21 protein-coding genes, 1 other RNA gene and 2 riboswitches are annotated in these 20,898 nt (G+C 48.5%); of the genes, 15 read left to right on the top strand and 7 right to left on the bottom strand.

Going from position 1 to position 20,898, the window contains the following annotated elements:
- Window positions 1–3: 3 nt before the first annotated feature.
- From MJ768_RS04570 to MJ768_RS04525, 10 genes are all read left to right on the top strand, one after another.
- Window positions 4–606 carry a flavin prenyltransferase UbiX gene (locus tag MJ768_RS04570; RefSeq protein ID WP_239288357.1) on the top strand — a complete coding sequence of 201 codons (603 nt, stop codon included), beginning with the start codon at window positions 4–6 and terminating at the stop codon, window positions 604–606.
- A gap of 267 nt (window positions 607–873) precedes the next feature.
- Window positions 874–1,068 (top strand): DNA replication initiation control protein YabA, encoded by a 195-nt coding sequence (locus tag MJ768_RS04565; RefSeq protein WP_239288354.1) that lies wholly within the window; start codon window positions 874–876, stop codon window positions 1,066–1,068.
- A gap of 2 nt (window positions 1,069–1,070) precedes the next feature.
- Window positions 1,071–1,385, top strand: coding sequence for a cell division protein ZapA (locus MJ768_RS04560; protein ID WP_239288353.1), 315 nt, complete (start codon window positions 1,071–1,073; stop codon window positions 1,383–1,385).
- A gap of 1 nt (window position 1,386) precedes the next feature.
- Window positions 1,387–1,563: non-coding RNA, 6S RNA (gene ssrS / locus MJ768_RS04555), on the top strand.
- A gap of 278 nt (window positions 1,564–1,841) precedes the next feature.
- Entirely contained in the window at window positions 1,842–2,306 is a 465-nt protein-coding gene (locus tag MJ768_RS04550; protein WP_239288352.1) for an EVE domain-containing protein, read from the top strand.
- A gap of 1 nt (window position 2,307) precedes the next feature.
- Window positions 2,308–3,099 (top strand): sulfite exporter TauE/SafE family protein, encoded by a 792-nt coding sequence (locus MJ768_RS04545; protein WP_239288351.1) that lies wholly within the window; start codon window positions 2,308–2,310, stop codon window positions 3,097–3,099.
- A 123-nt stretch (window positions 3,100–3,222) separates the two neighbouring features.
- Window positions 3,223–4,053, top strand: coding sequence for a diaminopimelate epimerase (gene dapF / locus MJ768_RS04540; protein ID WP_239288350.1), 831 nt, complete (start codon window positions 3,223–3,225; stop codon window positions 4,051–4,053).
- 9 nt (window positions 4,054–4,062) lie between these two features.
- Window positions 4,063–4,683: a DUF484 family protein gene (locus MJ768_RS04535; protein WP_239288346.1), complete on the top strand. Its 621-nt coding sequence runs from the start codon at window positions 4,063–4,065 to the stop codon at window positions 4,681–4,683.
- Window positions 4,684–4,687: 4 nt separating this feature from the next.
- Window positions 4,688–5,608, top strand: a complete 921-nt coding sequence (gene xerC, locus MJ768_RS04530; RefSeq protein WP_239288345.1) for a tyrosine recombinase XerC — start codon at window positions 4,688–4,690, stop codon at window positions 5,606–5,608.
- Window positions 5,605–6,792, top strand: a complete 1,188-nt coding sequence (locus MJ768_RS04525; protein WP_239288344.1) for a class I SAM-dependent rRNA methyltransferase — start codon at window positions 5,605–5,607, stop codon at window positions 6,790–6,792. Before xerC ends, MJ768_RS04525 begins: the two co-directional genes overlap by 4 nt.
- A gap of 182 nt (window positions 6,793–6,974) precedes the next feature.
- Here MJ768_RS04525 and MJ768_RS04520 read toward each other — a convergent pair whose 3' ends face one another.
- Complete coding sequence (locus MJ768_RS04520) at window positions 6,975–7,244, bottom strand: type II toxin-antitoxin system HicB family antitoxin (RefSeq protein WP_239288343.1); 270 nt, start codon at window positions 7,242–7,244, stop codon at window positions 6,975–6,977.
- A gap of 10 nt (window positions 7,245–7,254) precedes the next feature.
- On the bottom strand, window positions 7,255–7,431 hold the full coding sequence (locus MJ768_RS04515) for a type II toxin-antitoxin system HicA family toxin (RefSeq protein ID WP_239288341.1): 177 nt from the start codon (window positions 7,429–7,431) through the stop codon (window positions 7,255–7,257).
- Window positions 7,432–7,813: 382 nt separating this feature from the next.
- Between MJ768_RS04515 and MJ768_RS04510 the strand changes: the two genes are divergently transcribed.
- On the top strand, window positions 7,814–9,094 hold the full coding sequence (locus MJ768_RS04510; protein ID WP_239288331.1) for an NRAMP family divalent metal transporter: 1,281 nt from the start codon (window positions 7,814–7,816) through the stop codon (window positions 9,092–9,094).
- 60 nt (window positions 9,095–9,154) lie between these two features.
- Window positions 9,155–9,832: an MOSC domain-containing protein gene (locus MJ768_RS04505; protein WP_239288329.1), complete on the top strand. Its 678-nt coding sequence runs from the start codon at window positions 9,155–9,157 to the stop codon at window positions 9,830–9,832.
- Between the two features lie 251 nt (window positions 9,833–10,083).
- On the opposite strand, the gene tpx is transcribed toward MJ768_RS04505, so the two are convergent.
- The 4 genes from tpx to gcvT all read right to left on the bottom strand — a co-directional run bounded on the left by tpx (window position 10,084) and on the right by gcvT (window position 15,086).
- On the bottom strand, window positions 10,084–10,611 hold the full coding sequence (gene tpx, locus MJ768_RS04500; protein ID WP_239288327.1) for a thiol peroxidase: 528 nt from the start codon (window positions 10,609–10,611) through the stop codon (window positions 10,084–10,086).
- A gap of 24 nt (window positions 10,612–10,635) precedes the next feature.
- Complete coding sequence (gene gcvP / locus MJ768_RS04495; protein ID WP_239288325.1) at window positions 10,636–13,506, bottom strand: aminomethyl-transferring glycine dehydrogenase; 2,871 nt, start codon at window positions 13,504–13,506, stop codon at window positions 10,636–10,638.
- 71 nt (window positions 13,507–13,577) lie between these two features.
- Window positions 13,578–13,979: a glycine cleavage system protein GcvH gene (gene gcvH, locus MJ768_RS04490; protein WP_239288323.1), complete on the bottom strand. Its 402-nt coding sequence runs from the start codon at window positions 13,977–13,979 to the stop codon at window positions 13,578–13,580.
- A gap of 24 nt (window positions 13,980–14,003) precedes the next feature.
- Window positions 14,004–15,086 (bottom strand): glycine cleavage system aminomethyltransferase GcvT, encoded by a 1,083-nt coding sequence (gene gcvT, locus MJ768_RS04485; protein WP_239288321.1) that lies wholly within the window; start codon window positions 15,084–15,086, stop codon window positions 14,004–14,006.
- Between the two features lie 46 nt (window positions 15,087–15,132).
- A riboswitch (glycine riboswitch) is annotated at window positions 15,133–15,221 on the bottom strand.
- Window positions 15,222–15,326: riboswitch (glycine riboswitch) on the bottom strand.
- Window positions 15,327–15,497: 171 nt separating this feature from the next.
- Here gcvT and rpmE point away from each other — a divergent pair.
- Window positions 15,498–15,719 carry a 50S ribosomal protein L31 gene (gene rpmE / locus MJ768_RS04480; RefSeq protein ID WP_239288316.1) on the top strand — a complete coding sequence of 74 codons (222 nt, stop codon included), beginning with the start codon at window positions 15,498–15,500 and terminating at the stop codon, window positions 15,717–15,719.
- Window positions 15,720–15,864: 145 nt separating this feature from the next.
- Window positions 15,865–17,535, top strand: coding sequence for an ArnT family glycosyltransferase (locus tag MJ768_RS04475; protein WP_239288314.1), 1,671 nt, complete (start codon window positions 15,865–15,867; stop codon window positions 17,533–17,535).
- Window positions 17,536–17,761: 226 nt separating this feature from the next.
- Here the strand turns inward: MJ768_RS04475 and MJ768_RS04470 are convergent, their stop codons facing one another.
- A complete protein-coding gene (locus MJ768_RS04470; protein WP_239288313.1) occupies window positions 17,762–19,234 on the bottom strand; it encodes a porin in 1,473 nt (490 codons plus the stop codon).
- 415 nt (window positions 19,235–19,649) lie between these two features.
- Here MJ768_RS04470 and MJ768_RS04465 point away from each other — a divergent pair, with 415 nt between their 5' ends.
- Window positions 19,650–20,702, top strand: a complete 1,053-nt coding sequence (locus MJ768_RS04465; protein ID WP_445082968.1) for a PstS family phosphate ABC transporter substrate-binding protein — start codon at window positions 19,650–19,652, stop codon at window positions 20,700–20,702.
- Window positions 20,703–20,898 lie beyond the last annotated feature (196 nt).

The raw sequence follows: 20,898 nt of genomic DNA, 5'->3' as shown, positions 1-20,898 counted from the left end.
CACATGAAAACTATCGTACTCGCCCTAACCGGCGCATCCGGCTTACCCTACGCCATGCGACTGCTTGAGTGCCTGCTCCAAGGCGGTCAGCGCGTGCACCTGGTTTACTCGCAAGCGGCACAAATAGTCGCCAAACAAGAATTGGATTTTGTATTACCCAACCGTCCGCAAGATGCGGAAAAAATCTTGGCGGAACGACTCGGCAAAGTGAGCGGCGAATTGCGCGTGTTCGGGCGTGATGACTGGTTCGCACCCATGGCCTCAGGCTCTAATCCTGGCGACGCGATGGTAATTTGCCCCTGCACTATGGGTACACTGGCGGCGGTGGCGGTGGGGTTAAGCGACGACCTTATCACCCGTGCAGCCGATGTCATGCTCAAGGAGAAGCGCCTATTGATTTTAGTGCCGCGCGAAACTCCGTTTTCCGCCATCCATCTGGAAAATATGCTCAAGCTGAGCCATGCCGGTGCAGTCATCCTGCCGCCCAATCCGGGCTTTTACTATCACCCGCAAAGTGTGCAAGACTTGGTAGATTTTGTGGTGGCAAAGATACTCGATCATTTGGGCGTGGAGCATATGTTAGTGAAGCGGTGGGGGGAAGTATAATAGGTTGTACCGAGGACCGAAGCACAACTACTGCGCTTGCAGCCACCCCTGATGATGAAAGAAGCTACAAGTTGGAAGGTAGCGATAGAGGTCGCGCAAATTTTTGATGGTTCAACCCTGCAATCTAACCTGACCCGCCAAACTGACTCAAGCTCCGGATTGCTTCCATGGAGCGCGCACGTTAAACAGGCCGTTGGCGGTACAACTTAAAATTATTTTTGGTTACTCATTTGACTGGTCAGGTTTTTTTAAACTATAGTTCGCTTCATGCAAGCAGAATTGGACGCATTGGAAAGCAAGTTGGCTCAATTGGTGCAATTGGCTAAACATCTGCGCGAAGAAAACCATCACCTGCGTCAAGAATTGGCTCAAGCGCTGAGTCAAGGTCGTCAATGCCACGACAAGATTGACTCTGTCAAGTCGCGTTTGGAACGACTGCTGGCGCAATTACCTGAAGAATAAACATGAGCAGAGAAAGTGCAAGAACGCTTAATGTCACAATCCTCGACCGGGAATTCCGCGTCGTCTGTTCGGAAGTGGAACGCCCAGAATTGCTTGATGCGGTCGCTTATCTTGATAAGAAAATGCACGAGATTCGCGATATCGGCAAGGTTGTCACGATCGAGCGCATTGCAATCATGTCTGCCTTGAATATTGCTCATGAACTACTAACCACACGTCTCGGCACTGGTTTTGACATGAGTGAATTTAAGCGTAGAATGAATTCCATGGAGGCAACCATCGACGCATTACTTGCAGAACAAGATGAGTTGTTTTAGGTTTCCCCTGCGGTGTTCGTCAGGCTCATAATTCTTTGGACCAATAAGCTCTGCTTAGGTCGCGACCCTTAATGTTACTGTTGTGCGCATCCCTTGTGGATGTACCTGATGTAACTGGGAACCGGCTCTCTTGAACCCAGGTTCAAGATGTTGGGTCAACGGCACAGGCGGGGGTCTTTATTTAAAATGCGGCTTACGCCGCATTATTTTTTATTGGTGCGCCAAGCGTGGCGAGCAGGCTGAGATCTGTAAAGCCTAGTGCTTGCACTGAAAATGCTACGACGTAGATCCGACAGGCATAAGCAAGAAGGTCGCGCGCATTACATCAACGACTCCAATCTCCAGAATAGAATGACGTAATGGTGAGAGCCGCCTCTAGACTTCTATCAAGCTATCGTTTCCTCAAGAGTACTCTCACAGATCGATTCACTTTATTAAAATTTTAAATGGAATAACGTGCGTTATTGGCTAATGAAATCTGAACCGAGCGACGTTAGCATCGATGGCCTCGCTAACCTGCCTGACCAGACCGTGGCATGGTACGGTGTCCGTAACTATCAGGCACGTAACTTCATGCGCGATCAGATGTGCAAAGGCGATGCGGTGCTTTTCTATCATTCCAATTGTGCTGTACCAGGCATTGCAGGCATCGCGCGCGTTTCCAGTACTGCCTACCCCGATGCAACTCAGTTCAAACGTAATAGTAAATATTTCGATCCCAAGTCCACGCAGGAAACGCCGCGGTGGTTTAATGTAGATGTGCAATGGGTAAAGAAAATTGAACTCATTTCATTGGCAGAGCTGCGCCGCCATCCACAATTGGAAGGCATGCGCGTTTTGCAACGGGGCAATCGATTGTCCATCACACCGGTTGATCCCGCCGAGTGGAGATTCATTCTGAAGCATCTGGTACGCGATTAATATGGAATGGGCTTTCGCCTATGTCGCGCTGGGGGCATTGGTTGGGTTATTTAGTGGAATGTTCGGCATTGGTGGCGGAACCATTCTAGTACCCGTATTGCTGATACTGTTCAAAATGCAGCACTTCCCTGCTCCCTATATCATGCATTTGGTGCTTGGTACCTCTATGGCAACCATTGTGTTCACGTCCCTCGCTAGCATGCGCAAACACCACCAGCATGGTGCGGTGAACTGGGTTGTGGTCCGTACCATGACTCCCGGCATTTTGTTCGGAACAGCGCTGGGTGCGCTATGCGCCGCATCTGTTTCGCCGCGTGGACTAGGAATATTTTTTGCTTTATTTGTATATTGTGCAGCAATTCAAATTTTGTTTGAATTGCGTCCGCAAGCCTCACGTCAATTACCCGGTATGACTGGTATGACGCTGACGGGTATGTTCACTGGCTGGATCAGTAGTCTAGTATCTATCGGCGGCGGTACGGTTGTAGTTCCGTTTCTAATTTGGTGCAATGTGCCAATACGCAATGCAATTGGTACTTCTGCAGCGATCGGTTTTCCGGTCGCCATAGGTGGTACAACTGGCTATATTATTACTGGCCTTAGTTCCCCCTTACCCTCTCCTAATCTGGGTTTCGTGTATCTCCCGTCGGTGTTGTGGATCGCATTTGCCAGCGTTATTACCGCGCCGCTTGGCGCCAAAGCTGTACATCGCATGAAGATTGGGCTATTGCGTAAACTTTTTGCAATACTGATGCTGGTACTGGGGACACATTTGCTAATAAAATTTATTTAGCATTAAAAAGTACGCAAAACCTATGGGGTAATTTGTAATTCAAGTAGGGTTTTACCAACCCTGGTTCAGATAAAATTTTTTAAATGTGGTGCTTTATGTATTGCAATTAACTGAGATGAAGAGATGAGACTAAAATTTACCAAAATGCACGGTGCCGGTAATGATTTCGTAGTCCTTAATGGGGTGCGCCAGCGTATTCAGCTTACATCAGAGCAGCTGCGCCTGTTAGCTGACCGGCACTTTGGCGTGGGCTGTGATCAAATCCTGTTAGTGGAAATTGCTCAGCACCCTGATGCAGATTTTCGTTATCGTATCTTCAATGCGGATGGTGGCGAGGTGGAACAATGCGGTAATGGCGCGCGCTGCTTTATGCGCTTTGTACACGATCACAAATTGACACATAAGCGTGAGATCGTGGTAGAAACAAAAAATGGTTTGATTACACCGCGCCTTGAGGACAATGGTCAAGTTACCGTAAACATGGGCGCACCGATTTTTGAGGCTGCACGTATTCCGTTTCTTGGCAGTAGTGATGCCGTTATTCAAACGCTAGAAGTCGCGGGCGAGACAGTACAGATTACAGCACTATCGATGGGCAATCCACATGCAGTACAGGTGGTGACTGATGTGGAACATGCACCAGTCGCCATACAGGGAGCGCTTATTGAACAACACCCACGTTTTTCGCAACGAGTGAATGCAGGCTTCATGCAGATAGTGGATCATAAACACATCAAATTACGCGTGTATGAACGCGGCGCTGGTGAAACACTGTCTTGCGGCACTGGCGCATGCGCCGCAGTGGTAACCGGTATCCGTCGCGGCCTGTTGGACGCACGCGTGAATGTTGCCACGCGCGGCGGGGTGCTGAATATAGCTTGGGCCGGAAACGGTACACCGGTATTTATGACCGGACCCGCGATTGCTGTATTTGAAGGCGAAATAAATTTATAAGAGGACGACATGAAATCTGCAGACATCGCACTATATTTACAAAATAATCCACAGTTCTTTGAAGATCATGCTGATATGTTAGCGGAAGTTACTATTCCCCATCCGTATAGCGGACGCACCATTTCATTAAATGAGCGGCAGTTACTAACTTTGCGTGAGCAGAACAAAAACCTGGAAAAAAAACTGCACGAGATGGTAATGCTTGCTCAGGACAACGACTCGTTACAGCAAAAAGTACATCAATTTACCCTTGCGTTATTTGGCGTGCGTGACCTGATGAATTTGCAGAATGTCATTACGCAGAATTTGCGTGAAATTTTTGCCGTGCCACATGTGGTACTGCACATCTGGAAAGGATTACCGCCCAGCTTGGAAGTGCTTGCCTTTGTGGATCAGCAACTGCATCCCGTCTGTGTTCATCACGCTCTTCATGACACTTTGGCCTGGTTTGGCGAAAGCGCGGCTCATTTGCATTCGTTTGCTTATTTACCACTGCGGGCGAATGAACAATCCATCGGCCTTTTAATATTGGCTAGTGAAGATGCGCAGCGCTTCTATCCCGGTATGGGTACGTTGTTTCTGCAACGTATTGCGGAAATTGTGAGCAGCGCGCTACGCCCCTCACTATAAAACGATGATAAACAGCACCGCGCAGGTTACTGCTTTTAACCAAGTTGCACTGCACGGATTTCTCGACCATCTGCGTAACGAGCGCCGTTACTCTCCACTGACTGTGGAAAATTATTCTCGTGATATTTGCCGTTTGTTTAAGCTTGCTGGTGTTACACCCCTAAACGAACTTAAAAATCATCAAATTCGCCGTTTCGTAGCACAATTGCACGGTAGCGGTTTGGGCGGCAAGAGTTTGGCACGCATGCTGTCGGCATGGCGTGGTTTTTATTTTTATCTAATACGCGATCACCAGTTCAAAGACAATCCGTGCATCGGGTTGCGTGCGCCCAAATCGGCGCGTAATCTGCCGCATGCGCTTTCCCCGGACGAAGCTGTGCGCATGATGGAATTACCCACAGCAGGCGACATTCTGGCGGTGCGCGACAAAGCGATGTTTGAGTTATTTTATTCTTCCGGCCTGCGCTTGGCAGAGCTGGTCAGTCTCGATCCTCCTGCGCTTGATTTTGCCGATGCAGCGGTACGTGTTATTGGTAAAGGCGCCAAGACCCGCATTGTACCGCTGGGTAGCTATGCGATCTCCGCGTTGCAAGCTTGGCTGGCGCTGCGCGGACAGTTGGCCAAACAGGATGAAACGGCATTGTTCGTTAGCCGTAATGGTCGCCGCATTGGTTCGCGTGCGGTGCAATTACGCATGTCAGGTTGGGGTATCAAACAGGGCATCACCAGCGGTGTTCATCCACACTTGTTGCGCCATTCGTTCGCCTCACACGTGTTGCAATCCAGCGGAGATTTACGGGCAGTTCAAGAAATGCTCGGCCATACCAGCATTTCTACTACGCAGGTATACACTCATCTTGATTTCCAATACCTCAGTAAAATTTACGATGCCGCGCATCCGCGGGCTAAAAAGAAAACCTTATGAATAAAATTATTCTCAAGGAGGGGAGGGAAAAATCCCTTCTGCGCCGTCACCCTTGGGTATTCTCGGGGGCGATTAAACGGGTGGAAGGCTCACCTGCTGATGGTGATACGGTACAGATATACTCAACACAAGGCACTTTTCTCGCTCATGCCGCATACAATGCACATTCACAAATTGCTGCGCGAGTATGGTCATGGCACGTGGAGCAAAGCATCGATGCAGATTTTTTCCGCAAGAAAATCACCCATGCACTGGCATTGCGCAAAGATCTCAAATTGGTGCAACACAGCACTGGCCTGCGCCTGATTCATGGTGAATCTGATGGCTTGCCCGGGTTGGTAGTAGATCAATATGGTGATGTGCTGGTTATGCAGATTGGTAGTGCGGGAGCGGAATGCTGGCGCGACACTTGCGCCGACATACTGCAAGAGATGTGCAAACCGGTTTGTATTTACGAGCGTTCTGATTCTGACTCACGTGCCTTAGAAGGTTTGCCGGAACGTAATAATATACTACGTGGCAACTTACCCGAATCGTTAACTATTGTTGAACACAAGTTGCACTTTGCCGTGGATGTAGCACACGGGCAGAAGACGGGCTTTTATCTCGACCAGCGTGACAACCGCGAACTGATTGGAACTCTGGCGCAAGACAAGGATGTTCTGAATTGCTTTTGCTACAGCGGCGGTTTCTCGCTGTATGCACTGCGCGGCGGCGCGAAATCAGTGCTCTCAATTGATTCTTCGAATGAAGCGCTGCAACTGGCACAGCGCAATGTGGAACTTAATGGACTCGATGCCAGTCGCGCTGAATGGCAATGCATCGATGTATTCCAGGCACTGCGCAAGCTGCGCGACCAGAACCGCAAATTTAACCTGATCATCCTCGATCCACCCAAATTTGCGCCTACTGCCGCCTTCGCCGAAAAAGCCGCGCGCGGCTACAAGGATATTAACCTGCTAGGCTTCAAGCTGCTCAGGCCGGGAGGAATGCTCGCCACCTATTCTTGTTCTGGCGGCATAAACGATGACCTGTTCCAGAAAATTATTGCCGGTGCCGCCTTGGACGCCGGAGTGACTGCGCACATCATACACAAACTGTACGCCGCGCCGGATCACCCGATATTATTGAATTTCCCGGAAGGCGCATATCTCAAGGGGCTTGTATTGCGCGTGGCAGGTTAAATTGAGGTTTGTGATTGAAGTTATGTCAGAAAACTGAGGGAGGCTATTAAATATTCCAACAGAGAAGTAGGACTATGCGAAACAGTGAAACGGGATCGTTGAATCTAATTCGTCAAATCCAATAACTTTTTGCATAAGGCATTAAGCGAAATGCCTATTCTGTTTCTTAACGCCACCCTCGGTTATTTCTTTATAGAGAGCCAGTTCGAAATCATCTTGGCAATTACTATTGCATCGGGCGTAACAGTGGGGCGCCCCGCCGCAATGGAGGGCAAGGGCAGCTGACGACGATCTCCGATATAGAAACCAAGCGCGGTTTCCAGCGCCTCACTGGCATACTGCAGTGCTTCGTCCTTATCATCACCTTGGGTAATGGCTTCCGGTACGTCGGGAAAAGTCACAACAAACCCCCCTCCCTTGGCAGATATCAATTCCACTGGATACTCAAACATCACAAGCCCCCTAATTCAACCCTAGCTGTTTTTTAATGTATTCGATAGTATCGATTTTCAGTTCCGTGCCATGCATCGGCAGAACCGATTGGCGGCCATTAAGAAACACCTTGATGTGAGTTCCCTGGCCTGGCTGAAATTCAGCACCTTGCTTAGCAAGCCATTGTTTAAATTCATTGCTATCCATTTGTTAAATTTAACAGAAATACTCCTGGTGGTCAAACTCTAACAACCCGCGGGAGCGGTAAACAGTACCCAAACAAGCGGCGGCACTGGATCAGGACGCGGCCAATCAGTGCATCCACCGGGCAGCGCCGCGCACACCGCAACCGAATTGAGAGCCGGGCTTCATTCGCATCGACAGCGTGCATGAAGGCGACCGAGACGGGGTGAAAGTGTTGTATTACGTCAACGTCCCGGATTTCCATGCCGATAACAACTCGGAAATATCTAACCTCGTGCCGCCATCACAAACAAGCCGACCATGTCGCAGGAGAAAAATTGGATTTGATTTATGATGCATTATTAGAGCATTATCCCCCATGCTTGACACCTGATTATAGGCATTCATGAACAAATATAAAGCCCTCCTGCCGCAAACCAGTTTATTCTGGAAAAAGCTGGGGCCCGGTCTTATAACGGGAGCTGCGGATGATGACCCGAGCGGCATTGCCACCTATTCACAAGCTGGGGCCGGATTCGGCTATGCAATGCTGTGGACGGCATTCTTAACTTTCCCCCTTATGGTCGGCATCCAGATGGTAAGTGCCCGTATTGGCCGGGTGACTGGGCACGGCCTTGCCGCCAATATCCGTCTGCACTACTCTCCAGCGCTGCTCTACGTACTCGTTGGACTGCTTCTGATTGCAAATACGATTAACATCGCTGCAGATATCGGCGCAATGGCTGCAGCGCTTAAACTTCTCATCGGTGGGCCAGCTCACTGGTATGCAATAGCCTTTGCCATGGTATCGCTGGTTCTGCAAATCTTCATACCTTTTCCACGTTATGCACCCATTCTGAAAATGCTGACATTATCGCTCTTCGCTTATGTAGCTACTGTGTTCGTCGTCAATGTGCCGTGGGGCGAGGTGTTCTATCGCACAATCATGCCGTCCATATCATTCAAAGCGGATTACGTGATGGCGGTGGTTGCCGTATTTGGCACCACTATCAGTCCGTACTTGTTCTTTTGGCAAGCCTCTCAGGAAGTTGAGGAACTGCGAGCGACTGAAGGCGATGCGCCGCTTAGAGAGGCGCCAGAACAAGCCCACAGTCACCTGCAGCGTATCAAGATCGATACTTATATCGGGATGGGATTTTCCAACCTGATCGCTTTTTTTATAATATTGACGGCAGCTGTGACTTTGCACGTGCACGGCATTACTGACATTCAAACCTCTGCACAGGCAGCGGAGGCTTTGCGCCCCTTAGCCGGCGAATTCGCGTTCCTATTATTTTCCGCCGGAATTGTTGGTACGGGATTGCTCGCTGTGCCTGTCCTGGCAGGTTCGGCCGCTTACGCCATAGCAGAGTCATTCGATTGGCGCATCGGGTTGGGCCGCAAGCTCCTGGAGGCGCGAGGTTTTTATATGATCCTGATCATCGCGACTCTCTTGGGCGTAGCGCTTAACTTCACACCCATTGATCCTATCAAGGCACTATTCTGGAGCGCAGTCATCAATGGCGTCATTGCGGTGCCCATCATGGTAGTGATAATGCTAATGGTGGCAAGACCTGATGTCATGGGACAATTCTTGATCTCGCCTCGTCTTCGAATTACAGGTTGGCTTGCGACGGCCGTGATGGCACTCGCAGTGCTTGCCATGGCGGTAACGTGGTTGATATAACTTCGAATTGTTGCGATAAAGCCGAGTCCGGCAATTAATTTTCACACAAGGATATTCTCAATGAATAATACAGGCATAAAACTTCTCTCCATTCAGGTCGGCCTGCCTAAAACACTGGGTACACCTGACGCCTCAGACACCATGGACCAGGAGTGGACGACCGGTTTTTTCAAGGAGCCTGTGTCTGGTCCAGTTTGGGCCGGAACAACTAACTTGGCTGGCGACGGGCAAGCTGATCTTCGCGTCCATGGTGGACCCGATAAAGCAATCAACGTCTATCCTTTCGAACACTACGCATTTTGGCTCGCCGACCTTGATTTTAAAGAGTTGCCAAATGGCGCGTTCGGAGAAAACTTTACCGTGGCGGGAATACTGGAAACGAAGGCCTGCATCGGTGATATTTTCGAGCTGGGTGACGCATTGGTACAGATTTCTCAACCTCGCCAGCCATGCTGGAAGCTTTCCCGCCGATGGAGGGTTCAGGACTTAGTGGCGCGGGTCGTGCGCACGGGCAAGACAGGCTGGTATTTCCGTGTTCTGCACGAGGGAAACGTTCAAGCCGGAGCGGCACTGGTATTGGTGGAACGTCCTTATCCTGAATGGACAGTCGCGGTCGCGAACAACATAATGCTCCATCGCAAGGAGAATTATGTGGCTGCACAAGCTCTGGCTGAGTGCCCGGCGCTCTCCGGCAGCTGGAAGGCAACCCTGTCCCGGACTACCGCTACTGAAAAGTAGCAGCCGACACTTCAGCGCGTAATTCTCAATGAATGCCTAATTCCATTTAGCCAGGCGCGCTCAATATAAGTTGGTCGCGGCGCAACAGGTGTATCGTAATACGGATCGCTTGCACAGCACCGAGCGGAACATGCGCCAGATTGCTGCGGACGAGAAAAGAATGGCTGGGAAGCGGGGGTTTTCATGCACAGCCCTCCCCCATCCCGGCTTGGAAGAGGGGAAGGTTGCTTGATTATTTTATCCTTGTTGAATTAGTGCTGTGTTAGTGCACTTATTGCTGCTTGGTAGTCAGGTTCATGCGTGATGTCGTCCACTAGCTCTGCGTGCAACACGTGGTTATTTTCATCCAGTACCAGCACAGCGCGTGCGGTTAAGCCACGTAATATAGAATCAGCAATTTTTACGCCGTAGTTCCGCATGAAATCTCGCCCGCGCATCAGGGACAGCGTGGTGACATTGTCCAATCCTTCAGCCACACAAAAGCGACTCATGGCAAATGGTAAATCGGCGGAAATCACCAGCACCACTGTGTTGTCGAGCTTGCTTGCCGCTTCGTTGAACTTGCGCGTAGAAGTAGCGCACACGGCGGTATCCAAACTAGGCACAATGTTAAGAACCTTGCGCTTGCCGGCAAAGTCTTTTAACGCCACATCTTTCAGGTCCTTGTCCACTAGCGTGAATTCAGGGGCAGTTTGACCAACGGTCGGAAAGGTGCCGAATAACGTAATGGGCGCACCATTCAAGGTAACAGCAGGTTTATTTGAGGTTTCTTTGGTCATGATTTCTTTTTTCTTGTTAAGCGGTTACAGCGTATCGTCTGCATACGCTTTTATTGGCGGACAAGAACAAATCAGGTTTTTGTCGCCACGGACATTGTCTATACGGGCAACACTTGGCCAGAATTTGTTGTCTTGTACCCACTTTAATGGATAAACAGCTTTTTCGCGCGAATAGCTGTGTTTCCAATTGCTTGTGAGAACTGATTTTGCTGTATGCGGTGCATTTTTAATGACGTTATCTTCTTTATCCGCTTCACCTGAAATTATTTCATCAATTTCTTTACGAATAGAAATCATAGCGGAGCAAAAACGATCCAATTCTTCCTTTGATTCACTTTCTGTTGGTTCAATCATTAATGTATCGGGTACCGGGAATGAAACTGTCGGTGCATGATATCCATAATCCATTAATCGCTTTGCAATATCACCTACTTCTATTCCAGCATCTCGTTTAAACGCAACGCAAGCTAAAATCATTTCGTGCGCGCAACGTCCATTTGCACCACTATATAAGGTAAGGAAATGATTTTTTAATGAATCCTTAATATAGTTGGCATTTAAAATTGCGATGCGCGTTGCTTCTGTAACCCCATCTCCGCCTAACATTTTTATATATCCATAAGATACCAATAAAATTAAAGCACTACCGTAAGGCGCTGCTGATACTGCGTGTATGCCGTTTCCTCCCCCAGTTTTTACTAATGAATGCGAAGGCAAAAATGGAGCCAGGTGTTTTGCAACGCCAATTGGTCCCATACCTGGACCGCCACCACCGTGAGGAATGGCAAAAGTTTTATGTAAATTCAAGTGGCAAACATCAGCGCCAATATTTCCGGGGCTGGTTAAGCCCACCTGCGCATTCATGTTGGCGCCATCCATATAAACTTGTCCGCCATTCTCATGAATGATGTTGGTAATTTCGATAATACTTTCTTCATAAACACCATGTGTGCTGGGGTAAGTCACCATTAAACACGCCAGATTATCTTTATGCTGAACCGCTTTTTCACGCAATTCGGCTACATCAATATTTCCTATTTTGTCGCATTTCACCAAGACTATCTTTAAGCCACACATTGCAGCACTGGCAGGATTGGTGCCATGTGCCGATGTGGGAATCAACGCAATATTTCTGTGCGCATCGCCACGTGATTGATGGTATGCCTGAATGACTAATAATCCGGCATATTCGCCCTGAGCGCCGCTGTTGGGCTGAAAACTCATTTTTTCGAAACCGGTAATTTCACTTAATGATTTATCCAGATCATTAATTATTTCATGGTAACCCGCCGCTTGTTCAACGGGTACAAAGGGGTGGATATGCGCAAATTCGGGCCACGTAATAGGAATTAATTCGGATGCGGCATTTAATTTCATAGTGCAAGAACCTAATGAAATCATTGAATGCGTCAAAGATAAATCCTTGTTTTCCAATCGTTTAATATAACGCATCATCTCAGATTCAGAGTGATACATATTAAATATAGGATGTTGAAGGATTAAAGACTGGCGATTTTTGATTAAAGATTTTGTATTGAAAATCTGTTCTTCAGTAATTTCAGAAGTGGTTTTGCCAACTGCTTGTGCGAATACATTAATAAGTGCATTCAAGTCATCGGCATCGGTAGTTTGGTCAATAGAAATAGTAATCGCATCATCTATATAACGGAAATTAATTTGTGCTGCTTCCGCTAATTGTTTAATTTTCGCATTGTCTGTTCCCTTGATTTTTATGGTATCAAAATAAATTCCATCTTCAATAAGATAGCCTAACTTTTCTAACGCAGTTGCCAATGCTATAGCACTACAATGTACTTGCTGTGCAATTCCTTTGAGACCTTCTGGTCCGTGGTATGACGCATACATGCCTGCCATAATGGCCAATAACGCTTGTGCAGTACATATGTTGGAGGTGGCTTTATCTCTGCGTATATGTTGCTCGCGTGTTTGTAACGCCATACGTAATGCTTGATTTCCGTCTGCGTCAATCGAAACACCAATGATGCGGCCAGGAATGGATCGTTTATATTCTTCACGGCAAGCAAAATATGCAGCGTGCGGGCCGCCATAACCCATCGGGACTCCAAAGCGTTGAGTGGAACCAACAACAACATCCGCTCCCCATTCGCCTGGAGGGGTTAGTAATACCAAACTCAGTATATCGGCTGCTACAGCAATGGAGGTTCCATTTGCTTTTGCTCTTTTTACAAAGTCAGCGTAATCGTGAATTTTGCCATCAGCGGTTGGATATTGAAGCAATGCACCGTAAATACTGCTATCTAACGTTCCGGTTTTAAAGTCACCAATCACTAATTCAATTCCCATTGGAGTTGAACGTGTTTTTAATAAATCGATCGTTTGCGGATAACATTCGTTGGAAACGAAAAACTTGTCCGCTCCATTTTCAATTGCTTCATGCGTGCGATTATTGAACAACATTGCCATTGCTTCTGCTGCTGCAGTGGATTCATCCAGCAATGATGCATTTGCAATCCCCATTCCTGTTAAATCCATAATCATCGTTTGGAAATTCAACAATGCCTCTAAACGACCTTGTGAAATCTCAGCCTGATAAGGAGTGTAAGCGGTATACCAACCTGGATTTTCTAAAACATTTCGCTGGACAACAGGAGGAACTATCGTGTTGTAATAACCTAAACCAATATAGGTTTTAAAAACCTTATTTTTTGCAGCAACACCACGTAAATGCTTGTGGTATTGATATTCAGTCATCCCAGATGGCAAGTTCAAAGGTTTTTTTAAGCGGATTGCAGCAGGAATTGTTTGATCAATTAATTCATCCACAGAACCTGCACCAATTATCTCAAGCATTGCCATAACATCATTTTCGCGCGGACCGTTATGACGGTTTACAAATTTATCGGTTGTAATCATTGCTGGTTTTATTTTTTAAAGGAGTGTAAATAGGCATTAGAAGCGGGAATTATGTCATCCATTACAGCGTCTTAATGTGCTTCACTATCGACTAGCGTCTTATACGCTGCAGCATCCATTAACGCGTCTACGTCGGCGGCATTATCTGGCTTCATTTTGAACATCCATGCGGAATAAGGTTCAGTATTGATCTTTTCTGGCGCATTATCGAGTTCAGGATTAACCGCTACCACTACACCGGTAACAGGCGCATAAATGTCAGCCGCAGCCTTCACCGACTCTGCTACTGCACATTCTTCCTTGGCTTTCAGTTGGCGGCCAACCGCTGGATTTTCCACGAATACCATGTCGCCCAGCAGCTCTTGTGCGTGTTGGGTAATGCCGATAGTGATAGTGCCATCGGTCTCTTTTTTGACCCACTCATGGGAGGCGGTGTACTTCAGGTTACCTGGCAGATTGTTTGAATTGCTCATGGTTATATCCTTAAAAAATAAAAATTAGATTAAGCCCTTGCCGTTACGCACGAACGGGTATTTCACCACCTTAGCCGCCAGCATCTTATCGCGAATCGCCACCTGCACTATATCGCCAACTTGTACTGCGGAGGGCATGCGTGCCAAGGCGATTGACTGATTCAGCGTGGGCGAAAAACTGCCGCTAGTAATTTCGCCATCGCCATGGCTGCTGTGCACCACTTGGTGATCACGCAGCACCCCGCGATCCTGCAAGACAAGGCCGACTAACTTTCGAGTTCTGGGCTTGGTGACGAGTGCAGCTTTACCGATGAAGTCGCGTTCACTCACCAAGTCTACCGTCCACGCCAGCCCTGCTTCCAGCGGGTTTATGGTCTCATCCATGTCATGTCCGTACAGGTTCATGCCTGCTTCCAGACGCAACGTGTCTCGTGCGCCTAGCCCGATAGGCTTCACCCCCGCGTCATTCAGTGATTGCCAGACGGAGGGGGCAGCCGTGGCCGGCAGTATGATCTCGAAGCCATCTTCGCCGGTATAGCCAGTCCGGGCGATAAACATCGAATTCCACTCCACGGCATTGAAGGGCTTGAGTCCTTCCGCCAATTTCTGTGATCCGGGCAAGGCCAGCCATAGCTTTGCCGCTGCATTTGGTCCTTGCACGGCGATCATCGCCAGATCATTGCGTGATGTGATCTGCAATTGTGGCGCGCGGACGTTAGCCTGTTCGATCATCCATGCAATATCCTTATCGGCTGTCCCCGCATTCACAACGATGCGAAACCACATTTCATTCATAAAGTACACGATAAGGTCGTCGATCACACCACCATCCGGACGCAACAGGCAGGAATACAGCGCCTTTCCGGAAGATTGCAGTTTGTCCACGTTGTTTGCCAACAGATAGCGCAAGAAGTCGCGCACCCCTTCGCCTCTCATATCGACCACTCGCATATGCGAGACATCAAACATGCCGGCATCGCGACGTACTTGATGGTGTTCGTCAAGTTGTGAACCGTAATGCAACGGCATATCCCAGCCGCCGAAATCGACCATCTTCGCGCCCATTGCGCGGTGCGCTGCATTCAGAGGAGTTTGTTTGAGTGTCATGAGTAATCTTTCAAAAAATAAAAAAGGCGAGGCAGAAATATTCTGCCTCGCCCCATCTGTCCTCTTTACCTGAGAGATTACGAATAAATCCGTGTGCCCCTTCGGTGGCTGTGTAAACAGCACTCTCCAGATTTGCCTGTGCCAACAGTTCTTGAGCCTGAGCGGTTACGGGTGTTGCGCCTTCGGCAATGCGCCTGTATCTACTACTTACCAGGCAGCATGTTCTTCCATTGGTTTAAACGGCAGGTAGAACTATACCGGAATAAGGGGGTGGACGGCAAACGATGTACATAAATTTGCGCAGGAGTTTCATTTCAGGGATAATCTATGCCCTTATACGTGCGTTAGCGCATGCTGCTTTAATTTATTTAAGCTCTCAATAAGTTTTTTTTCATGTTTAAGGAAGCCAAAATGAAAACCGACATTCATCCGCAATACGATGAAATTGCAGTTACTTGCAGTTGTGGCAATACTTTCAAAACCAAGTCCACAATGGGTAAACCGCTGCATGTAGAAGTCTGCTCGGACTGTCACCCGTTCTATACCGGCACGCAAAAAATCGTGGATACGGCTGGTCGAGTGGAAAGGTTCCGCCAAAAATATAGCAAGCCAGGTGCAAAACCTGCACCATAATGAAACTGAACGATAAGCAACAATTGAAAGGCAGCGGACGCTGCCTTTTTTGTTTTTAATTTCAAGCAGGGTGGTGGCTACCCGAATGTTCCATAAACCCACACCCGGACAGTGCATCAAGGTCTTGGAATAAGCGCGCAAGTTCATGTTTTCCTATCCCCCGACACAAGAGCACCCTATCACGACAGCCAAAGCCTGGCTGCTGGCACTACTGTGTGCGGTGTGGTTAGGCACAGGGTTGGTAGGGCATGACCCGTGGCAGTCAGACGATGCTTATAGTTTCGGGTTGGTCTATCACATCCTGCAAAGCGGCGATTGGCTAGTTCCCACCTTGGCTGGCGTACCCCACATGGACAAGCCGCCGCTGTTCTACATGACAGCTGCGCTTTTTGCCAAACTATTCTCCCCCTTGCTTGAGCTACATGACGGCGCGCGCCTAGCAAGCGGTTTTTTCACTGCTCTTACGCTTTTGTTCATAGGGCTGTCAGGGCGCGAACTATTCGGGAGGGGCCGCGGTTGGACTGCGGCGATCATTCTGATTGGTTGCCTCGGCATGCTGGTACGCTCACATGAGCTCATAACCGATCTTGCTTTGCTCACTGGCTGCGCCATGATGTTATACGGCTACACTTTAAGCATGCGCCGTACTTTATTGGCAGGCATGCTCATTGGCAATGGCATCGGCATTGGCTTTATGTCCAAGGGGTTTATCGCCCCCACGCTGTTCGTACTTATCAGTGCCGCGCTGCTGCTGTTCCGCACATGGCGCATGCGTTCCTTTCTTTCCAGCTTGGCCATCGCACTGCTGTTTGCGTTGCCTTGGTTAACTGTCTGGCCTTTCTTGTTGTACCAACGTTCGCCAGACCTGTTTATGGAATGGTTTTGGACGCTTAACATCGGCCATTGGTTTGACTATATTCAAGGTGGCAATTATGCAGAGGCGTTATATTACGTAAAGATATTGCCTTGGTTCGCCTGGCCTGCTTTGCCGTTGGCTGCTTGGGCAGTGTGGGAGGCGCGGAGAAGAGTGCTGCATGAAGCAGAATTCCAGCTGTTGCTAGCGAGCTTTTTTGTGATGTTGCTTACGCTGAGTGCAGTGCCCAATATCAAGGAAGTGTTCGCGTTGCCCATACTACTGCCGCTAGCTTTGCTTGCTACTGCAGCTCTTCCCACCCTGCGCCGGGGAGCAGCCAATGCGCTAGATTGGTTCGGCATCATGACTTTCGGTTTTGTCGCCATCTTGATGTGGTGGGGCTGGGCTGGGCTGCTACGGGATAATCATGCCAAGATCACGCTTTGGCTGAAAGACTATCAGCCTGGTTTCGAACCAGTGTTCCATGCTACAACATTCTGGATTGCACTGACCTTCACCGTGCTGTGGGTGCTGCTGGTGTGGAGGGTTGGACGCTCCATGCGCCGCGCCGTGCTTAACTGGGCCAGCGGCGTGACTCTATTGTGGGTACTTGCCATGACACTATGGCTTCCATGGTTGGACAACGGCAAGAGCTATCGCGGCATGGTCGCTTCTCTTAAGCAGGCCATGCCCAAACACCATGGCTGCATTGCGAGCCTGGATGTAGGCGATACACAGCGCGCCATGTTGCAATACTTGGGAAATATCACCACGCACACTCAAGCACAACTCGTTTGCGATCTGCTGCTTGTGCATGGAGAACGTGCCGCTAGGTTAGTGGAAGAAGAATCAACTTGGGCCAAGCTATGGGAAGGTAACCGCAAGGGGGTTAAATCGGAACCTTTCCGTTTGTATCAACGCATCGGACCAATTACACAAAAGCCAGTAATCCCACAGCCATAGTTTCATACCAGTGGATTTGAGGTAGGTTATCAATAATGAACACCAATGATTCACGCATAGTCTCTTTTAGTAGAACTGGCGTTCAAATGCAGCAATATTATGAAAATCAGCGCGCTCCTTAACCCATTGGACTCCACGATTGCCAACCGACCTCATATTACGAGGCCGCACACAAAATGTAGCCCTATCCATGCTTTCCAATGGTGATAGAGCCCCATAACGTGAATCAGAAATTCCACTGCAACTGCGCGCGAAGCATATCGGCTTTAACTTGTCTGTAGCCATTCAAAGATGGAACGAACGTGTTTACATTGGTTCTATCCATGTTCGCGTAGGCTAAAACCAACTCCAGTTCAGGCATAGGTTGCCACTCAACGCCGACCTCTGTTTCCCGCAGATGGGAGCGAGGTGCGTTTGTTGAGAACTTTTCAGAGCCATCGTATCGCTGCCATTTAATGTAGGGAATCCAGCTACCAAGGGCATTATCCAATTTGTACATGGCTTGGACGTAACCGCCATTGAGACTGGTGGACTCGATCCGCTTGCGGTCAACGCTTAGCATGGGTGAATTGCCCCAGTTCCACTCACCTTGTAGGCCAAATGGCTGGGGATACAGCACAGCATGTACGCCCATGCGCTCGTCCTGTACGCCCCTGTTATCAAACGTAGGGGTGACGTTGATACCACCAACTGAAATCTGGCTGGATTTTGGTACATATTTGCCGGTAAGTGCGGAGATACCCGCCTCGAAAAACTGGCCGTTGTCGAATTTGAACGGATAGGTCAGGCGGGCCACTGTATGGAGGTTATCATTGAGTTCGACACGGTTCAGACCCTGGCCGTTGTAAATGCCCAAGCCTAATACGCCGTAATCGCCCGAGCCTTTGAGACCACTGCGCACCAGATCCCTGAAGCGATCGCGGATGTGCGCTGGCGCCCAGTAGAACATCAAGCCCATATCGCGTTCGTCACGGGATGCGATGTTGACGGCATCGGCACGATCCATAGCTAAGCGGTTCTGGCTCGACTGCAGGATTTCGAAGCCGTAAGGAACTTTGGAGACGCCGGCACGGACGCGGTATTCTCTCCTATCGTCGAAAGAAATATCGGAGTAGAAATCTCGAATCTGAACCTTTCCACCCTGCAAATCTCCTGCGTCTGGGCCGGAATTGAATTCCGGTTGAATGTAGACATATAGATGGTCGGTAACTTGGCCCGATAAAACTACGCGGGCGCGTCGAAGTCCAAAATTCTGATTATCCGAGATAAATTTGTCACCGGGAGATGCTAGATTGACACTATCTCCAGATATAGGTTGGTTATAACGCAATTGTGCATAGCCACGCAGGCTGATCCTGTCGGACCAGTTTTCCTTGGGCGTCAGGGCTGCTGTCAGTTCTTCAGCTGCTTTAAGCTCCTCCTTCTTTTTCTGTTGACGAAGCCTGGTTTCCAGTGTTTTAAGTTCTTCAGGGGGGACCTTGCCCACTGCTTCATTTACTTCTTCAAATTCGCTGAGTTTGACTCTGTTTATGCCCGGTGAAGTAAATACTTGTTGAGTCTGTGTGTCCACATACAGCTGGACCGCCTGTGCCGGAAGCGCAGCACCGCCCAGCAAAGCCAGCAAGGCGACTGATAATGTGGTTGGTCTCAATCTGCTACCAAGGTTTGGCTTAACTACAGGGCTTTTGGATGCTTGCATTCTTTTCTCCAGGAAAAAATAAAAACTTCACCAGCTCAAGGTCATTCTTGAGTCGTGCAAGCATTCTAGAGAATGAACATGACAGTTTTATGACATGGCTAAAACTTGTGTAGATATTTAATTTAATGCTCTGTATTGCGTGCGAGTCACGCCTTATCGGCTTTTTGTGATTGAAGAGCAGGTTGTTGAAATATCAAACAGAAGGTGCAAGAAGGTGCACTTTTTTAATAGGCAGCCGGGAGAAAGTAATGAATAGAAAATTCAGTAAATATTTAATATGCAACATTGCATGAACCTCAAGTTCATAGATAATTTGTATTTGGTGAATCATAGATGTCACAATTCTGCAACATTGGGAGCTTAATATGGTGACGCTGCCATGTGGTGGTGACCCAATTAACCGAATGGAGAGAAAATGTTGAAATCGCACAATCTTAAAGTACTTGGTGTGACCGCTGCATTAAGTATGTTAATTAGCGCCACAAACGTTGCTGGCGCTGTCGCGATCATCAAGATTGATGGCTCAAGCACCGTCTATCCTGTCACCGAAGCGGTGGCCGAAGAGTTCCAGAAAAGCAAAAAAGACGCCATTAAAGTGACCGTCGGCATTTCCGGAACCAGTGGCGGATTCAAGAAACTCTGTCGCGGAGAGATCGATATCGCGAATGCCTCCCGCCCGATCCTGAATGAGGAAATGAAGGAATGCAACAAGCACGGAACCAAATTTATTGAACTGCCTGTGGCTTATGATGCGCTGACCGTGGTGATCAATCCCCAAAACAATTGGGTGAATAGCATGACAGTGGCTGAGCTCAAGAAAATGTGGGAGCCAATAGCGCAAGGCAAAATTACTAATTGGAATCAGATCAATCCTGCCTGGCCAAATGCTTCCCTGAAATTATTTGGCCCGGATTCTGACTCAGGCACATTCGATTTTTTCACTGAAGTTATTGTTGGCAAGGCCAAGTCCAGTCGTCTCGACTTCACTGCATCTGACGACGACAAATTACTGGTGCAGGGTGTCTCTGGTGACAAGAATGCCATTGGCTACTTCGGCTATGGCTATTACGCCGAAAACACCAAGAAATTGAAAGCTGTACCGATTAGAACAGAAGAAAGTAAGCCGCACGTTCTGCCTAGCTTGGAAACGGTTAAAAACAGTACCTATCGGCCTCTTTCGCGCCCAATCTTCATCTACGTTAGCGCCAAAGCCGCACAAAAACCTGAGGTCAAGGAGTTTATCGAGTTCTATCTCAAGCAAGCACCGAATTTGGTAGAGGAAGTTAAATACATACCGCTGCCAGATGCCGCCTACAAGCTGGCACTGAATAATTTTACCAAGGGTAAAACCGGTTCCGGTTTCGGTGGTAAGTCCCATGTCGATATTGATTTCAGCGGTATAGCGGAGGTAGGTGTGACAGATGAAGTGCTAATGAAACGTGAAGGTAGGGTTTTCCCATCTCCATAATTCTATAATTGGCATGGATGCATCACGATGAAGTGCTAATGAAGCGTGAAAGTCAGATTTTCCCATGATATTTCATTTGCGCGTGACTATGCGTATAGGAGAAAAATTTGATGACGTACGAAGATAGGGGGTAAGGTGGATGGAAAAACGGGGCCTTTGAAGGCCTCGTTTTGCTGAAGGAAAAATTTTAATGATG

The organism is Candidatus Nitrotoga sp. 1052, assembly GCF_927312905.1.
In the GTDB taxonomy this organism is placed as follows: domain Bacteria; phylum Pseudomonadota; class Gammaproteobacteria; order Burkholderiales; family Gallionellaceae; genus Nitrotoga.
This window is presented reverse-complemented; position numbering and strand designations above follow the sequence as displayed.

Excerpts from the sequence above, each read along its gene's own strand:
- MJ768_RS04535 (WP_239288346.1), top strand. The coding sequence starts at position 4,063 with ATGAAATCTGCAGACATCGCACTATATTTACAAAATAATCCACAGTTC.
- tpx (WP_239288327.1), bottom strand. The coding sequence starts at position 10,611 with ATGACCAAAGAAACCTCAAATAAACCTGCTGTTACCTTGAATGGTGCG.
- MJ768_RS04545 (WP_239288351.1), top strand. The coding sequence starts at position 2,308 with ATGGAATGGGCTTTCGCCTATGTCGCGCTGGGGGCATTGGTTGGGTTA.
- MJ768_RS04465 (WP_445082968.1), top strand. The coding sequence starts at position 19,650 with ATGTTGAAATCGCACAATCTTAAAGTACTTGGTGTGACCGCTGCATTA.
- rpmE (WP_239288316.1), top strand. The coding sequence starts at position 15,498 with ATGAAAACCGACATTCATCCGCAATACGATGAAATTGCAGTTACTTGC.
- MJ768_RS04515 (WP_239288341.1), bottom strand. The coding sequence starts at position 7,431 with ATGGATAGCAATGAATTTAAACAATGGCTTGCTAAGCAAGGTGCTGAA.
- MJ768_RS04470 (WP_239288313.1), bottom strand. The coding sequence starts at position 19,234 with ATGCAAGCATCCAAAAGCCCTGTAGTTAAGCCAAACCTTGGTAGCAGA.
- MJ768_RS04475 (WP_239288314.1), top strand. The coding sequence starts at position 15,865 with ATGTTTTCCTATCCCCCGACACAAGAGCACCCTATCACGACAGCCAAA.
- MJ768_RS04510 (WP_239288331.1), top strand. The coding sequence starts at position 7,814 with ATGAACAAATATAAAGCCCTCCTGCCGCAAACCAGTTTATTCTGGAAA.
- gcvH (WP_239288323.1), bottom strand. The coding sequence starts at position 13,979 with ATGAGCAATTCAAACAATCTGCCAGGTAACCTGAAGTACACCGCCTCC.
- gcvP (WP_239288325.1), bottom strand. The coding sequence starts at position 13,506 with ATGATTACAACCGATAAATTTGTAAACCGTCATAACGGTCCGCGCGAA.
- MJ768_RS04565 (WP_239288354.1), top strand. The coding sequence starts at position 874 with ATGCAAGCAGAATTGGACGCATTGGAAAGCAAGTTGGCTCAATTGGTG.
- xerC (WP_239288345.1), top strand. The coding sequence starts at position 4,688 with ATGATAAACAGCACCGCGCAGGTTACTGCTTTTAACCAAGTTGCACTG.
- dapF (WP_239288350.1), top strand. The coding sequence starts at position 3,223 with ATGAGACTAAAATTTACCAAAATGCACGGTGCCGGTAATGATTTCGTA.
- gcvT (WP_239288321.1), bottom strand. The coding sequence starts at position 15,086 with ATGACACTCAAACAAACTCCTCTGAATGCAGCGCACCGCGCAATGGGC.
- MJ768_RS04505 (WP_239288329.1), top strand. The coding sequence starts at position 9,155 with ATGAATAATACAGGCATAAAACTTCTCTCCATTCAGGTCGGCCTGCCT.
- MJ768_RS04525 (WP_239288344.1), top strand. The coding sequence starts at position 5,605 with ATGAATAAAATTATTCTCAAGGAGGGGAGGGAAAAATCCCTTCTGCGC.
- MJ768_RS04520 (WP_239288343.1), bottom strand. The coding sequence starts at position 7,244 with ATGTTTGAGTATCCAGTGGAATTGATATCTGCCAAGGGAGGGGGGTTT.
- MJ768_RS04570 (WP_239288357.1), top strand. The coding sequence starts at position 4 with ATGAAAACTATCGTACTCGCCCTAACCGGCGCATCCGGCTTACCCTAC.
- MJ768_RS04560 (WP_239288353.1), top strand. The coding sequence starts at position 1,071 with ATGAGCAGAGAAAGTGCAAGAACGCTTAATGTCACAATCCTCGACCGG.